Origin of the sequence: Streptomyces sp. NPDC006610 (assembly GCF_040611575.1) — a bacterium.
In the GTDB taxonomy this organism is placed as follows: Bacteria; Actinomycetota; Actinomycetes; order Streptomycetales; family Streptomycetaceae; genus Streptomyces.
In genome coordinates this window covers 1-14,715 of sequence record NZ_JBEXOP010000072.1, presented here as the reverse complement: position 1 = coordinate 14,715, position 14,715 = coordinate 1, and the positions used below count along the sequence as shown (strand labels likewise).

15 protein-coding genes and 5 pseudogenes are annotated in these 14,715 nt (G+C 65.0%); 11 read left to right on the top strand and 9 right to left on the bottom strand.

Annotated elements, in window-relative coordinates:
• The 3 genes from ABZY13_RS32700 to ABZY13_RS32690 form a co-directional block, all read right to left on the bottom strand.
• Positions 1 to 1,041, bottom strand: a 1,041-nt coding sequence (locus ABZY13_RS32700; RefSeq protein WP_356637298.1) for a DUF6531 domain-containing protein, incomplete at its 3' end; no start/stop codon positions are given.
• A gap of 347 nt (positions 1,042 to 1,388) precedes the next feature.
• Positions 1,389 to 2,480, bottom strand: coding sequence for an IS630 family transposase (locus ABZY13_RS32695; protein WP_356637296.1), 1,092 nt, complete (start codon positions 2,478 to 2,480; stop codon positions 1,389 to 1,391).
• 100 nt (positions 2,481 to 2,580) lie between these two features.
• Positions 2,581 to 3,354: a transposase gene (locus ABZY13_RS32690; protein WP_356637294.1), complete on the bottom strand. Its 774-nt coding sequence runs from the start codon at positions 3,352 to 3,354 to the stop codon at positions 2,581 to 2,583.
• A 31-nt stretch (positions 3,355 to 3,385) separates the two neighbouring features.
• On the opposite strand from ABZY13_RS32690, the pseudogene ABZY13_RS32685 reads away from it, so the two are divergent.
• Positions 3,386 to 3,602 (top strand): annotated as a pseudogene (locus tag ABZY13_RS32685) (transposase); the annotation flags it as partial.
• A gap of 263 nt (positions 3,603 to 3,865) precedes the next feature.
• Here ABZY13_RS32685 and ABZY13_RS32680 read toward each other — a convergent pair.
• Positions 3,866 to 4,168: a hypothetical protein gene (locus ABZY13_RS32680; protein ID WP_356637292.1), complete on the bottom strand. Its 303-nt coding sequence runs from the start codon at positions 4,166 to 4,168 to the stop codon at positions 3,866 to 3,868.
• A gap of 291 nt (positions 4,169 to 4,459) precedes the next feature.
• Here ABZY13_RS32680 and ABZY13_RS32675 point away from each other — a divergent pair, with 291 nt between their 5' ends.
• Complete coding sequence (locus ABZY13_RS32675; protein ID WP_356637290.1) at positions 4,460 to 4,798, top strand: hypothetical protein; 339 nt, start codon at positions 4,460 to 4,462, stop codon at positions 4,796 to 4,798.
• A 105-nt stretch (positions 4,799 to 4,903) separates the two neighbouring features.
• Here the strand turns inward: ABZY13_RS32675 and ABZY13_RS32670 are convergent, their stop codons facing one another.
• Positions 4,904 to 5,071, bottom strand: coding sequence for a hypothetical protein (locus tag ABZY13_RS32670; protein ID WP_356637288.1), 168 nt, complete (start codon positions 5,069 to 5,071; stop codon positions 4,904 to 4,906).
• Between the two features lie 137 nt (positions 5,072 to 5,208).
• Between ABZY13_RS32670 and ABZY13_RS32665 the strand changes: the two genes are divergently transcribed.
• The 6 genes and pseudogenes from ABZY13_RS32665 to ABZY13_RS32640 form a co-directional block, all read left to right on the top strand.
• Positions 5,209 to 5,682: a DUF6262 family protein gene (locus ABZY13_RS32665; protein WP_356637286.1), complete on the top strand. Its 474-nt coding sequence runs from the start codon at positions 5,209 to 5,211 to the stop codon at positions 5,680 to 5,682.
• On the top strand, positions 5,679 to 6,851 hold the full coding sequence (locus tag ABZY13_RS32660) for a hypothetical protein (protein ID WP_356637284.1): 1,173 nt from the start codon (positions 5,679 to 5,681) through the stop codon (positions 6,849 to 6,851). The genes ABZY13_RS32665 and ABZY13_RS32660 overlap by 4 nt, the downstream gene beginning before the upstream one ends.
• Positions 6,852 to 7,172: 321 nt before the next feature.
• The gene (locus ABZY13_RS32655; protein ID WP_356637282.1) at positions 7,173 to 7,943 is read left to right on the top strand and encodes a GNAT family N-acetyltransferase; all 771 of its coding nucleotides are present in this window, start codon (positions 7,173 to 7,175) and stop codon (positions 7,941 to 7,943) included.
• Between the two features lie 100 nt (positions 7,944 to 8,043).
• Positions 8,044 to 8,190, top strand: a pseudogene (locus tag ABZY13_RS32650) (XRE family transcriptional regulator); the annotation flags it as partial.
• A gap of 155 nt (positions 8,191 to 8,345) precedes the next feature.
• Positions 8,346 to 8,663: pseudogene (locus ABZY13_RS32645) on the top strand (transposase); the annotation flags it as partial.
• Positions 8,664 to 8,715: 52 nt separating this feature from the next.
• A pseudogene (locus ABZY13_RS32640) lies at positions 8,716 to 9,688 on the top strand (ISAzo13 family transposase); the annotation flags it as partial.
• Positions 9,689 to 9,900: 212 nt separating this feature from the next.
• On the opposite strand, the gene ABZY13_RS32635 reads toward ABZY13_RS32640, so the two are convergent.
• On the bottom strand, positions 9,901 to 10,362 hold the full coding sequence (locus ABZY13_RS32635) for a winged helix-turn-helix domain-containing protein (RefSeq protein ID WP_356637280.1): 462 nt from the start codon (positions 10,360 to 10,362) through the stop codon (positions 9,901 to 9,903).
• An 8-nt stretch (positions 10,363 to 10,370) separates the two neighbouring features.
• Here ABZY13_RS32635 and ABZY13_RS32630 point away from each other — a divergent pair.
• Positions 10,371 to 10,487: pseudogene (locus ABZY13_RS32630) on the top strand (IS5/IS1182 family transposase); the annotation flags it as partial.
• A gap of 176 nt (positions 10,488 to 10,663) precedes the next feature.
• Here the strand turns inward: ABZY13_RS32630 and ABZY13_RS32625 are convergent.
• From ABZY13_RS32625 to ABZY13_RS32615, 3 genes are all read right to left on the bottom strand, one after another.
• Positions 10,664 to 11,299 (bottom strand): DUF6461 domain-containing protein, encoded by a 636-nt coding sequence (locus ABZY13_RS32625; protein WP_356637278.1) that lies wholly within the window; start codon positions 11,297 to 11,299, stop codon positions 10,664 to 10,666.
• Positions 11,300 to 11,380: 81 nt separating this feature from the next.
• A complete protein-coding gene (locus tag ABZY13_RS32620) occupies positions 11,381 to 12,628 on the bottom strand; it encodes a hypothetical protein (RefSeq protein ID WP_356637276.1) in 1,248 nt (415 codons plus the stop codon).
• Positions 12,629 to 13,223: 595 nt separating this feature from the next.
• Positions 13,224 to 13,604 (bottom strand): hypothetical protein, encoded by a 381-nt coding sequence (locus ABZY13_RS32615; RefSeq protein WP_356637274.1) that lies wholly within the window; start codon positions 13,602 to 13,604, stop codon positions 13,224 to 13,226.
• Between the two features lie 62 nt (positions 13,605 to 13,666).
• Between ABZY13_RS32615 and ABZY13_RS32610 the strand changes: the two genes are divergently transcribed.
• Both ABZY13_RS32610 and ABZY13_RS32605 read left to right on the top strand, forming a co-directional pair.
• Positions 13,667 to 14,474 (top strand): IS5 family transposase gene (locus ABZY13_RS32610; protein WP_356637272.1). Its coding sequence is split into 2 segments (ribosomal slippage): positions 13,667 to 14,004 and positions 14,003 to 14,474, totalling 810 coding nucleotides; the frame shifts between segments, so codons are not numbered across the junction.
• Positions 14,475 to 14,524: 50 nt separating this feature from the next.
• On the top strand, positions 14,525 to 14,715 hold a 191-nt coding region (locus ABZY13_RS32605), incomplete at its 3' end, for a transposase (protein WP_356635386.1).

Genomic DNA, 14,715 nt, shown 5'->3' with positions numbered 1-14,715 from the left:
GATGCGGCCGGAGGAGTCGTAGCGGAAGGTGACCGTCTTGCCCTCGGTGTCGGTGGTAGTGGTGAGGTTGCCGTTCGCGTCGAGGTTCCAGACGGTGGTGCGGCCGGTGTTGTCCTTGGCCTGCCACTGCGAGGGGTAGGTCTTCACCAGGTCGATGAAGCGGCCCGAGCGGGTCTCGGTCAGCTTGAAGCCGCCACCGGCGTTCTGAGCGACGGTGATCGTGCCCTTGTTGCGGTCGGTGACCTTCGTCAGTGTTCCGTGCTGGTTGTAGGTCTCCTTCGCGCCCGACTTCCACTTCGTCAGGGTGTAGGTGCCGTCCGTGTTCTTCCTCAGGTCCTGCGAGTAGCCCTTCGGCGTGGTGAAGGAGCCGTCGCTGTTCCTGGCGAAGCGGACCGTGGCACCGGAAGCGTCGTAGAAGATCACTTCCGAGGAGCCGACGGACAGGTAGCGCTCGTACTGCTGCCACCAGCGCTGCGAGACCCTGCCCCACGGGGCGTCCAGCGAGTTGTAGGTCCGCGCCAGCTGCAGGCGTTGGCCTACGCCGGCGATGTCGAAGTCCGTCGCCGTCAGCATCAGATTGCCGGTCGAGTAGTCGATCTTCGCGGTGAGCGCGTCCGTAATCGCGAAGCTGGTGGAGCGGTGCCAGGGAACGTCGCCCTGACCCTCGGGGATGATGCTCAGCGCCGAGGTGTCCGCAGCGGCGCCGCGATCCGGCGCCTGCTCGCCGCTTGCCGTCTTGTCCGCGGTGCCCTTGACGCGCTCGCGCTGTTCGCGCTGCCACGGCAGGAACGTTTCGCCAGTCGGGTTCTCGGAGCGCTCGGACGCCACCGGACGGTTCGCGCCGACCTTCACCGTCGGCATCTCGAAGTCCGGGCTGTTCTTGCCCCATACCGACACCGGCTTGTCGTCGGCCGCCGCCACGCCCGCGCCGGGCAGGACGGAGACGGCCAGGGCGATCGAGGCGATCACCGCCAGGCAAACGCCGGTCGCTGATCTCTTGCGGGCACGCCGAAACGGCATGCCGAAGGCACGCTCGTGCATGACTTCCCCCCACAGGAAGACGGACCCCGGCGGCCCCAGTGGTCACCGGGCGCCCACAACCTGTCACAGGCTCGTACAAAGTACCGAGCTGTTCCCTGCAACTCAGCTCTCATGCGGGCAAGAATCGGCCCCTCCCGTTCACTTGACAAAACGGCGTGAACAGGACACATCGAAGTTCCGACGGCTCTGGGGCAACCGCTATGGGCAGGTGCAGCTCGTGACAATTGACCAATACCACTCTCTTCGGCAGTGGCCTTGGCGCTCGGCGCGCTGTGCAATCCGGCTTCGGATGGCTCGCGCTGCCCGAGATCGAGACCGGGCGGAGCAGTCCTCCTTGGAGTCCGCACCTAGTCTTCTGAGTCAGGAATTCTATTCAGATAGCTGGCGAGACGTTCGAGGATCTGGTCTGCGGTCTTGGTCCAGACGTAGGGTTTGGGGTCGGTGTTCCATGCGGCGATCCAGGTGCGGATGTCCTTCTCCAGCGCTTGGACGCTTTTGTGCACACCGCGCCGTATCTGCTTGTTGGTCAGCTCGGCGAACCACCGCTCGACCAGGTTGAGCCAGGACGAGCCGGTGGGCGTGAAGTGCAGGTGGAAGCGGGGGTGAGCCAGCAGCCAGGTTTTGATCGCCGGCGTCTTGTGGGTGGCGTAGTTGTCCAGCACCAGGTGCACGTCCAGGTCCGCCGGTATCTCCTGGTCGAGTTTGATCAGGAACTTCTTGAACTCCTCGGCCCGGTGCCGGCGGTGCAGAGAGCCGATCACCTTCCCCGTGGCCACCTCCAGTGCGGCGAACAATGTGGTGGTGCCCGCGCGCACGTAGTCGTGGGTGACCCGCTGCGGGACACCAGGCATCATCGGCAGCACCGGCTGGGACCGGTCCAGGGCCTGGATCTGCGACTTCTCGTCGACACAGAACACCAAGGCCCGCTCGGGCGGGTCCAGATAGAGGCCGACCACGTCGTGGACCTTGTCGACGACGTATGGGTCCGTCGACAGCTTGAACGTCTCGGTGCGGTGTGGCTGCAGGCCGAAGACCCGCCAGATCCGCGACACGGTCGACTGCGACAGGCCCATCTCCTGGGCCATGGCCCGCGTCGACCAGTGCGTGGCGTTCTTCGGCGCGGTCTCCAGCGTCCGCTTCACCACCGAAGCGACCTGCTCGTCGGTAACCGTCCGGGGCCCGCCGGACCGCGGCATGTCACCCAGCCCGGCGATCCGGTGCTCGACGAACCGCTTCCGCCAGCGGCCCACCGCATGCGGCGTCGAACCGAGCTGGGCGGCCACGTCCTTGTTCGACGCGCCGGTCGCGCAGGCCAGGATGATCCGGCACCGCAAAGCCCACGCCTGCGGGGTGGAACGGCGCCGAACCCATCCCTCCAGCGCAGCCCGTTCCTCATCCGACAGGATCGACTCGGCCTTCGGCCGCCCAGTACGTGCCACCAGGCAACCCTACACATCTGAATAGAATTCCAGACTCAGAAGACTAGACGGTGTCCCGTAAATGCTCTGGGACATGCTGGTTGACCTGCTCGTTTGCCTGTCATCCGGTGAGGGTGAGGTTGTGCAGGCGTGCGATGCCGAGCATGGCGCGGTGAACGCCGTCACCTCTGAGGCGGCAATCGCGCGGGATCTTCCAGCTCTTCATGCGGGCGAAGGTGTGCTCGACGCGGGCGCGGACCGCGCGGTGGGAGGCGTTGTGCTCCTCCTTCCAGGACGGCAGTTCCTCGTTCTTGTGTCGGCGGTAGTGCGGGATGGTCAGGCCGGTGCCCCGGTAGCCGCCGTCGGCGATCACCGTGGGGGTGGTGCCGACGGTGGCCTTGGCGCCGGAGTCCTGCCAGGCCCGGCAGTCGTTGCGGTTGCCGGGCAGCGGCTTGCCGACGGCGACGACGAGGCGGGTGTCGGCGTCGATGACGACCTGGTGGTTGGTGGAGTAGCGGTAGTTCTTGCTGGAGGCGGCCACAGTCCGGTCGCGGGTGGGGACCAGCGTGCCGTCCACGATGAGCACGGTGTCCTTGCGGTACCGCCGCCGGGGCTGGAGGGCGAGAGCCGGTCCGAGGCGGTCGACGATCCGGTCGGCCGCAGACTTGGAGACGCCGAAGAGCGGGGCGAGTTGGCGCAGGGTGAGGTTGGTGCGCCAGTACGCGGCCACCAGCAGCACCCGGTCCTCCAACGGCAGCGACCACGGCCGGCCCTTGCGCACCGGATCGGCCCCCTCACGACGCAACGCGGTGATCAGCTTGTTGAACTGCCGCGGGCTCAGCCCGGTGAACGGGCCTATCCATGAGGGCTCCGACGCCGTGATCACACCAGCCACGGCAAGATCATCTCACCTCTGACCAGCAGTTACGGGACAACCTCTACCGCCGACACAAGAACGAGGAACTGCCGTCCTGGAAGGAGGACCACAACACCTCCCACCGCAAGGTCCGCGCCCGCGTCGAGCACACCTTCGCCCGCATGAAGAGCTGGAAGATCCTGCGCGATTGCCGCCTCAGAGGTGACGGCATTCACCACGCCATGCTCGGCATCGCACGCCTGCACAACCTCACCCTCACCGGATGACAGGCAAACGAACAGGTCAACCAGCATGTCCCAGAGCATTTACGGGACACCGTCTAGGGCACTCCGCTTGCTGTCACGCTCACCAGCGGAAACCGGCATGACGTCACTCAGATGCTGCCCGGCCTGCAGCCTCATATGCCTTCGCCGTCTCCGAACTCCATTCTGAAAGATCAGTGAGGGGCGACCTGCCAGAGGCGGTGGCAAGGCGGCAAAGTCAATTCCCGCCGTTGAGGGCTGAACTCATGAGAGGTCGAAGATGATGTTCACCGAACCGTCCCGTCCGGCGCCTCCGTGAGCGTGAGAGTTCCATCCTCCGCCTCGCAGACCCTCACCAAGATCCCGCCGTTGTCCTCGCCGGGAAACACAATGGAGAAGTAGGGGTCCATCTCCATGAGGAAGTCCCAACCCTCACGCTGGGTCGTGTCGAGGGCATTGGCATGCCGACCGGTTGCTCGCCACGTGCCGACCGCGTCGACAGCGATAGTGATGTCGATGTCGTAATTCTCAAGGCACGTCGCGTGATTGGCCTGCCATTCAAGGCGGGCCTGACCCACGAACCGATCCATGAGCACACTATGCACGGTGCCTCGGCCGGACGGCCAAGTCTATGCGGCTGCCGGTCGCCGTGGGTCAGACTGTGAGACAGAGCCGCATGGGGCAAGCCGGACAGGCCTTCGCCTCAACCGGCTGCACCGATGTGCCTTAACTGCCTCCGGATCTCATTCTGAAACCATCAGTAAGTACATCGTCAAAGCGCGTTGAAGCGCTGGCGCGTGCGCACACGGGGTGCTGTACCGTCTGATACAGGTGCGGGGCCTACGGCGGTCGGGACGACCGCATGGAGTTTGGAAGGACTCGTGGCCTGCAATCGCGTCAACGCTGCCAAGTTCATCGCACGGCATCTGCCGGAGCCACACGAGACGGACCTCGGCGGCCCTCCTGCCCATCACCTTCTGGCGACCGCGTTCGCCGACATTGCCTGCCCGCCGCCAGGCCACCACCTCAGCTGGGACGACTGCTACAGCAGCGCGGACATGCTGCCGCTGCCTCGCAAAGCCGACCTGCTCCTTGATCCGAACGGCAAGCCTCACCCTTTGCCCGATCACCTGGTCGGCGAGGCCAGAGAGCGGGCGGCGCAGGCTCGCCAGAAGGCAGCGTGGATCCGAAGGGAAGCGCACCGCCGCGGGCTTCGCTGACGGCAGGTCTGCCAGATCAGAACATCGGCCGGTTGTGGGTCTGGCGTTGTGGATGAAGCGGGCGCCCGCCCTTGAGACGTGAGGGCGGGCGCTCGCATGTCAGCCCTACGGTGCCAGCAGCTGGCCGGGCTGGACCGGCACGATCTCCACGGCGGTGCAGCCGGCGGCCTCCAGTTCGGTCTTGCGTTCGTCGGCGCTGTGCTGGTCGTAGGCGACGGCGGATGCCCGCGGCCGGCCGTCGGGATCGGTCCAGGTGAAGGTGTAGTTCTGCATGCGGGCATCATGCCGGGCAGCACTGACATTCGACTATTTCCGGCCGCCACCTACCACAGTGGCTGAATCATGGTGCATCGTGTGCGTATGGGAAGCCGATTCCCCCAGACGGCTCCCCTTCCTGGGCCCTGCCGTGCGTGACCGGCCGACAGGGCCCGCCGCGCCTCCCGGGAGGCATACGGCTGCCTCGCCGCCAGTCAGCCGGCCTTTGCGGTGTTGGGGAAGTCGTGGACGCTGGCGGTCAGCCGCAGCGAGTACACCCGCTCCAAGGCATCCAGGCACTACGCTCCCTCGACGCGGCCGGAGAGCCGGTCACCTTCGACGCCGTTGCCAGGCAGGCGGGCGTCTCCCGGTCCTGGCTCTACGGCCAGCCGGACCTGAGGGCTGAAGTCGAGCGCCTGCGGGCAGCACACCGCCGAGCACCCGCCTCCTCGGTTCCAGCACGCCAGCGGACCTCCGACGCCTCCCTACTACGGCGACTCGAAGCAGCGAACACCCGCGTCAGGCAACTCACGGACGAGAACCGCCGTCTCCGCGACCAATTGGCCAGCACACTGGGCGAAAAGCGAGCCGAGAGAATCACGCGAGACCAAGCGAGGGGACAACGATGAGTACCGCCGACGAGCAGGACCGACTACTGCGGGGACCCAGAGCCGCTCTGCAACGAGCCCGGCTGGACCAGGCGACGTGGGCGGACCTGGCCTACTGCGGCGTTCAGGACACCGACGACGGCGCCGTGACCGACCGCAACAGATCCGCCCGCTTCGCGGTCCTGTGGGCACTGCAATACGACCGCCGCCCCCGGGACCTACCGCTCCTGCGCTTCCTCCTCCAGCAGCAAACCACCTACTACCGCGAAGCCGTCCCCTGGGGCATGGCACCCGACCTGCCCCTGGCCGGGTTCCTGGTCGCTGAGCACCGCCAGGTCGATGACCTGTGGCTGCACTGGGACGCCAAGAACGTCAGCTTCGACACGGCCCTGGGCTACCACCTCTACCACCTCCTCACCGCAGGCATCACCGCCAGCACCGAGGCGGTGCAGGCCAGTTCCCACCCTGACCGCGACCGCATCCTGGGCGACATCACATCGGCCCGCCACACCGACACAGTGGTCGAAGAATGGCTGGACCAGCAACGCGCACGATTTCCCGCCGACCCTGCCGACGAAGGGCTCAAAGCATGGGCCTACCACGCAGCCCGCCTCGGCGAACGCGAGGCATCCCGCCTGTTCATGACCGGGTGGGCCGCCAGCGAGCCTCGAACCGACGACACGCTCAACACACTGCAGTTCCACCTCGCCCACCTCGGCTACCTCGCCGAAGCCGTGGACGTGCAGAAGGAAGCCGTCGCACTCAAGGATTCGTGGTCAGGGGCGAAAGGGAGCAAACTGCTCACCCTCGCCAAACTGCAACGGCGAGCCGACGACTTCGCCGGCGCATGGCAAACGCTTCAGGAGGCCCAGCACACCCTGCCGCCAGACAAGCGCGGCCTCGAGCAGAGCAAATGGCGGCACTTCGTCAAAGAGTGCTTCCTTCTCGTCCCGAAGGCACCTGACACCTTGACCGCGCAGCGTCTCCTCGCTGCGAGTGAGCAGGATCTGCAGGGGATTCCCCGACTTTGGATGGACGGAGTTCTCGACGCGGCCATCGCGGCCGCCGAACACATCGGCGATCCGCAGGCACTCCACCGCTACGGCGAACTGCAGCAGGTCGCGGCCCGCGAGCGAGCTCAGGAGGTCGGCCGGGCAACCCGTCCTACTCCGTCACGACCGGCAACCTAGTGAACTCCAGCACCCGCAGCGCGCAGATGAGCCAACCCACGATAACTCGTGGCGGTATGTCTCGCGCTGATATCGATCGGTCAGCTGTCCTCCATGCTGCCAGCCTGGCCAACTCCGCCTCGACAACATCGTCGTCAACGGCGAACGCCAAGGTCACAGGGACGGTACTGGACCGGACTCAAGATAATCCAACAGCAAGTCGGTCATGAGTGTGACAGCTCCACGGCCATCTACACGCACGTAAGCGACGACTTCATGAACACTGCCTTGAGCAAGGCCCTGGCCCCGGCGTTCGCCGGCGTCTGACGAGGAAGGACCGACATGAACGAAGCAGTCAAAGCTGAGGTTCTGGCGGAACTCGACGGGCTGCGGCGCGCGAGCGGTGTCGCCACCGGCCACGCCGACCTGGTGCGCGAGTACTCGGCGGATGGCTCAGAGTGCCGGATCGTCTTCGCCGACCTGGCGGACGGCGAGGTCGTGGAACTGGTCCGCGAAGAGCGGGAGCTCGCCCGGTCCGGCGGCTACACCCTGGAGTGGAAAGTCTACGGCCACGACCGGCAGCAGGGCCTGGCTGCCGCGCTCGAAGCAGCGGGCTTCGAGCCCGACGAGGAGGAGCAGGTGCTGATGCTCCCGGTCGCCGAGGCATCATCGGCCCTCTTCGACACCTCGGGCTACGAGGTGCGGCAGGTAACCGACGGCGCCGATCTCGACGACTACGCCGAGATCTCCCGCCAGATCGGTCGGCGCAACGCGGAAGAGGAGCGTCGGCAGCTGGCTCGACTGCTCGAAGAACAGCCTGACGCGATGAGCGTGCACATCGCCTACGCCCAGGGCGAGCCGGTCTCCTGCGGACGGGTCTACTTCCAGGCCGGCAGCCCGTTCGCCGAGCTGGCGGGCGCCCGGACCAAGACGACCCACCGTCGGCAGGGCTTCTTCACCGCAGTGGTCGGCTCCCGGCTGCGGCAGGCCAGGGAGCGCGGCTGCGGGCTGCTGGTCACCGATGCACTGCCCACCTCTGAAGCAATCCTGCGCAAGCGCGGTTTCGAGGTGGTCACCTTCACCCGGCCCTACATCCTCGAGCCGGACAACTGAGCGCCTCGGTGCGCCGTCCGGAAGACGCGGACCCGGCGGAAGCCTGCCCAGAGGAATCGGGCCCGGGACTCGCGGGCCAACGAGAGGGAGGAACCCGATGATGGTAGCCAAGCTCGACTACCACTGGCACCTACGCAAGGTCATGGCGGACCGCGGGATGTTCTCCACCACCGGCCTCATCCCGCCGCTGAAGGAACGCGGCATCAGCCTGTCGTCGAGCCAGGTCTACCGGCTCGTCGTCGAGCGGTGTAGTTGACTGCTGACGCGTCAGGGGCGGTCTCGCCGGACCGCCCCTCCAACGAATGACATCGAGAACTGTCCGAGCTGTGACGAGGGCAGCCTTCCCGCGTGATCGACGACCTTGCCGACGCGACCTGGGACCGTGAACTCGACGACCTCTTCCTGCGCATCGGCCACCGCTTCGGCCGTGCCGACCTGCGACGCCGCATGCGTGACTACGTCCGCGCCCTGCTTGGCCCGGTCGGCCGAAAAAACGGCTGGCAACTGGCCGAACACGCAGGCCACCGCACCCCCGACGGCCTGCAACGGCTGCTGAACGGAGCCACCTGGAACGCCGACGACATCCGCGACGACCTGCAGGCATACGCCGCTGAACGACTCGGCGAAGCCGACGGAGTCCTCATCCTCGACGACACTGGCTTCGTCAAGAAAGGCACCACCTCCGCAGGTGTCCAGCGCCAGTACTCCGGCACCGCCGGGGCTTGTATTTCAATTACTGTTGTGCCAGCCAGAGTTGGCGGGACACTGGGGTGTGACTGCACATACGGCCGCTCGAGCCTCGGTGGTGGCTCTGAGGGCCAAGTTCGATCGGCTCCTGCCCCATCTCGATGAGCGTCGCCGTCGGCTCTACCTCGCCAGCGAGGCCGCCGCGCTCGGCCACGGCGGGATCACACTGGTGGCTGCCGCTTCCGGCGCCAGTGTGGGCCCCATCGCCCGGGGGATTGCCGAGCTGTCCAGGTGTCTTCTGCCTGCCCGGAGGGTCCGTGCCCGGGGAGCCGGCCGCAAGCCGCTGACGGTCACCGACCCCGGTCTGCTGCCCGCGCTGGAGGCACTGATTCGAGCCGAATACCCGGGGCGATCCAGTCTCGCCGTTGCGCTGGACCACGCTCTCACTGCGATCCCTGGCCTCGACACTGACCGCTCAGGGCCACCCGGTCAGCGCGGTGACCGTCGGACGCCTGCTGCACGCCCTGGGATACAGCCTGCAGGGAACCGCCAAAACCACGGAAGGCGCCGCTCATCCGGACCGGGATGCCCAGTTCACCCACATCAACGCCACCGCCGCGGCCTTCCTCGACGACAACCAGCCGGTAATCAGCGTGGACGCCAAAGCCAAAGAATGGCTCGGCAACCGCGACCGGCCCGGACGCACCTGGCGTCCGGGCAAGAATCCCATCCGCGTGGACTGCCACACCTTCATTACCAGCGACCAGCCCGTGGTCATCCCCTACGGGATCTACGACATCGCCCGCAACACGGGCTGGGTCAACGTCGGGACCGACCACGACACGGGCGAGTTCGCGGTGGAATGCATCCGCCGCTGGTGGCAGCACCGCGGACGCGACGACCATCCGGACGCCAGCCGGCTGCTGGTCACCGCCGACTGCGGCGGTTCCAACGACCCACGCCGCTCGACGTGGAAGAAACACCTTGCCGCCTTCGCCCTGGAGAGCGGGCTGGAGATCACCGTCTGCCACTTCCCGCCCGGAACATCGAAGTGGAATGTTCAGCCGGTCCCATACCAGCACGATCGGCGCTTTGACGAGGTGGTGGACGCCATCGATCAGCGCGATGAAGTCGCGCTCGCCCATGCTGCGGCGCTTGCCTTTGCCTGCGGAGTGGACGCGCAGGCGGTGACACAGCCGGGTGCGGGAGCCTGGCCGTATCGCGATCAGCCCGGCCACCGACAGGCGCCCCGAGCGGCGGCCGCTGACGGTCACGACCGGCGTGTGGCCGCGCCGGCCCCAGGTGCGTCCTTTGGGCGGCCGTCGGGTGAACCCGGCTTCGTCCTCGAAGCAGATGTAGCCTCCGCAGGCGGCCCGGGCCCTTTTACCTCAGCCCAGGTCGCCTCCTTCCACGCGGTCACGGCCTGCTCGTCGCGTTCGGCGACCCTGCGCGCGGGGACCTGCGGGCTGAAGCCGAGCCGGTGCATCAGTCTCGTCGCTCCGGAGACGCTGTAGGAGACGTGGAACTTCCTGCCGATCAGCGTGGCCACCCTCGCTGCGGTCCACACCTGGTCCTCCACCCAGCCATGCGCGGCCGGCCCTTGCTCGAGATACCCCGCGAGCTTCTCCAAGCGGCGCGGCGACAGACGGCACCGCGACCCGCTCGGGCCACGGGAGGCCAGAGCCTCACGACCGCCGTCCCGCCACAGCGTAATCTGCACGGCGGCTGACATTGCATCACAACCGGGACCACGCCAAGATCCGCACCCTCGGCGAACGTGCCATGGCCACCCGCGAATGCTGGCGGCTCCTGCGAAAGCTTCGCTGCAGCACTACACGGATCACCGCCGCCGTCGAGCCGCCGTCGCCTCGAACTCGCCACCCGATCAAATCGGAAAAGGCTCAGCGTTCTCAAAACGACCAGCGGCGTCGGGCTTTACGCGCCACACCGGCTACCATTCGGCGGAAATCTTATTGTCAATAACTCCTATCGACTGGAAAGTGAGCACAACTCCCCAGCAAAGAAGGGCGGTTTCAGTACCCATTGGCAATACGCACTGCGAGCAGGCGAGCGGCATCAACTCCTTCTGGTGGATCACATCCCAGCACCTGCTGAATCCTTCGGAATGCATTTTCGAAGGATTCGGAGCGATCCCCATTAGCGATTGCTTCCCTGTATCCCGTGCGTTCTGCGAGGATATCCGGACGCGCCCCGTAATCATACTCCGAAAAGAGGGGGTCAAAGGATGAAAGAGTCACTCCGTCTTCCGCATAGGCAATCCAGGAAGACGTTGTTTCACTTACTCGAGCAGAGAGGGCGACCGTGCCGCAAGAGAGCGTCACGAGCGCTTCATCTTTCGCGATATAGGAACCCTCGGCTTCTATAATGAACGACCAGTCTTCGTACACTCCGGCACGCAGCAAAGGGCCATCAGTCCTCAACATATCCGCCGCATCGAGGTCGTCAAGACAGAGGTCAGGCACATCTTCGGGTTCGATATCTTCGCCGATCATTTTAATGACTTCTGCTTCATGCCGGGCAAGATGCACCAGGTGAAAGGTATTGCCGACCACTCGACGCAATGATTCGACAGGATCTACGTGCCGCAAGAACACGACACTGTAGCCATTTGGATAGAGTGACGAATTAGGGAATTTCTTCACGATCATACTGAGCCTTAACTTCTCTGCAAGCGTTGAGTGGCCCGGTCCGATTCTTATCGGACCGGGCCACTCGTCTGGAAACAGCTACTATCCGTTACCGGCATCCACCCAATAGGCGTCCCCGCCCAGCAGGCGCCATTCCGTCGTCTTCCTTCCCAGATCGCCACCGACCCCTTCGTTTTGCACCTTGGGCATGCTGGCACGCGCACACTTTGCGTTTGGGGGGGGCATCTGACCTTGCTTGAGGCCCGGCCATATGAGATTAAGGTAGACTTTGCCCTCGATCGTCTGAGACGTCACCATGTACTGCTGGCATTGCGCTCCCGACGTAACCCCAAGCTGCCTCCCGCTCTCCTTAGATTTGGCGAAGGGATACTCGTCGCACTGGACCGGCGGAGGAGTGGATGAGTGGGGCACAAAGGTACTGTCGCAGATGACATCGCGGTTTTTGCGTGCCTCAGCTTCGTCCGCCTCGCGGTGAAGTGGCTGTCCATGGCCCTCCCAACCCGGGTGAGTGGCCATGCTTGACTGGACCATCCCGATGAACATGCGAGCTTCCTTGTACTTCGGATCAACCACAAAAGTGGGCGTGAAGGCCGGCACGACACAACCAGCATATGCGCTCACCTCGGCGTCGCAGCGGACTGTGTAATCCCCGGCGCTCTGCTCTCCGTGGCCACCCCAACTGGTGGATCCGTGTGTCCCTCCGATGTTGACGGACAGCGAGTATTCGATGAGGAAGGATTTGCGGCCCGTGGTTCCCGTCCAGTTGCGCGTGATGCTCCCGTCCAGAGAGCCACCGACGACAATCGGCCGATGAGTGTCCCAGGCCGAGTTCTGCTTGCAACTGGTGTCGAGCGAACATGTCGATTCGACTTTCACGGTCATCACGCTCGACGTAATGTCAGCTGAGGTGAGATCGAACTTCATGTACTCAAAGAACTGAGGAATCGCGTTCTGGGTGTCAATCTCCTGTTCGAGAATGCCGTAGGATTTACCGTAGATGACGCCTGTTACGATGTCCATCTGAATTATGACCACACCGCGGCGCGAGCAGATCGACGTCCTTTGGACGTAGACTTGATTCTCCGGCTGGCTGCCGCACCAGACCACACTGGCAGCGGATTCGCGTGACACATCTTGAGTTGCTGCTAACTCCTGAGGCGTCTGCCATTCGAAGCATATGGCCCTCTTCTGGCCTGCAGCACGAAGGTTCTTCAGGTTCCGCCTGGTCTCATCACAGTTAGAATCAGGCGCCTCCGACTTCTCTTTAGATAATGCCTTGAAGTCCGACGGAGAGACGCCGGCCTTATGACTCGGGACGGCGCTGATCATGGTTGCACCGCTAGTAATTCCGGCCAGATTCGCAGGCTCACTATTGGCGCTCGCGGTCGCAGACATGAGCAGCGACAGAGCTGAGGCGGTCGCTGCTACTGCGAGACGTTTAAGGGTTCGCAATTCTTTTCTCATTTCACCTGACGGATTACTTCCCACCCTTCTCGCCTACTACGCAAACATGTAGCGATCACTGCGTCAACGTCTCGTTTCAGCCAGCGACCTTTTTAAGCCGCGCCTTGAGCGGATGCGAGTGAAAAGCGCGGGGCTGCTACTGCCACTTGTCCAGCTCTCGCCCTACTCACTCAGTTGGAACCGGACACTGACAGGGCTGGACTCCAGTACGTCATTTCAGCCAAACCATTCGTATTTCCGCCAGCCCTCGAGTTGGTGAGCGTTGGCCTGCACGTTGTACCGCGCAGGCAGGATCTCCCACCCGCGGTCCAGAGCAATCCCCGTGCGCTGCTCAACAGCGAGAGGACGGTAGGTGAACTCGAGCGCGACGAAGGAGCACTGCCCGGCCTGGGAAGTAGGCTTCTCGACCTCGCGGTCCGGAGTCCCCCTTACTGATCGTTTCAGAATGAGAGCTGGACGATCATTCGTTGTCGAGCCGCTGGAGAACCTGTGTGAAGTCGCCGTCGTCGAGCAGGCCGGCCAGCACCTGCGTCATGTTGTCGATGCCGGGATCCCGGACGATGAGGCCGTCGGAGCACCAGAAGTAGCGGCCGCCCAGGGCCTCGCCGGTACGGGACCACCTGTCCATGATGCGTTCGACCTCGGCGAGCGTGAACACGGTCGCGCTCCAGAGCGAGCCGTCCGCCGTCAGCCGAACCTCGACGTCGACGTTGGAGATGCTGTCCAAAGGCTCGCCCGCATTGGGTACGAACGACGCCTCGAACCGATCCGTGCGGACGCGGTAGAAGGGTCCGTCCCAGTCCCAACCCTGCTCCGCGGTTTCGCTCCTGGTGTTGGCCATCCGGGGAGTATGTCCAGCCTGCCCGAGCTTCTCAACTGGGTTCTCTGGCAAGCTCCAGCATCGTGATCGCGAACCCTGTCCCCGACGAGCTATGGGACCGGATAGCCCCGCTCTTGCCAGCGCGGCCCGTGCGACGGCATCGCCACCCTGGGCGGCGCCCGGTGCCGGACCGGGTTGCCCTGGCCGGCATCGTCTACGTCTTGCGCAAGGGCGTGGCCTGGCGCGACGTACCGAGTGCAGTGGTGGGCTGCTCCGGGGTGACGGCATGGCGCCGCCTGCGGGACTGGACAGAGGCGGGCGTCTGGCCTCGCCTCCATGCCGCACTGTTGACCGAACTGCGTCGAGCTAACTTGCTGGACCTGGACGACTGCGCCGTGGACGGCTCACACATCCGGGCCTCAAAGGGGGGATCACGTCGGCCCCTCGCCCGTCGACCGCGCCCGCCCCGGCTCAAAGCACCACCTGATCGTCGACCGCCACGGCACCCCGCTGGCCGTCACGCTCACCGGCGGCAACCGACATGATGTCACTCAGCTCCTGCCGCTGCTGGACGCGGTCCCACCGATCCGGGGTCTGCGAGGGCGGCCCCGCCGCAAGCCCCGGCGCCTATACGCCGACCGGAGTTACGACTTCGACAAGTACCGCCGCCAGCTGTGGAAGCGCGGCATCAAGCCGGTGATCGCCCGACGCGGCATCGCTCACGGCTCCGGACTCGGCAAAGTGCGCTGGGTCGTGGAGCGCGCGTTCGCCTGGCTGCACCAGTTCAAGCGCCTGCGCATCCGCTACGAGTACCGGGCAGACCTTCACCAAGGGCTCCTCGAACTCGCCTGCTCGATCATCTGCCTGCGGCGGCTCTCTCGATCATTCTGAAACGATCAGTTAGGCCGTGTCCTATGTGGTGCTGGCTCGTTGAGTCGGCTATGGGGCGGGGTACGTGGAGTTGGATTGTTCCGGATGGGCTGTGGGAGATCGCGAAGCCGCTGATCCCGCCGTCGAAGGTGCGGCCGCAGGGCGGTGGGACGCAGGACACTCCTGATGAGACGTTGTTCGCGGCCATCATCTATGTGCTGGTCAGTGGCTGTGCCTGGCGGGCTCTGCCGCCCTGCTTCGG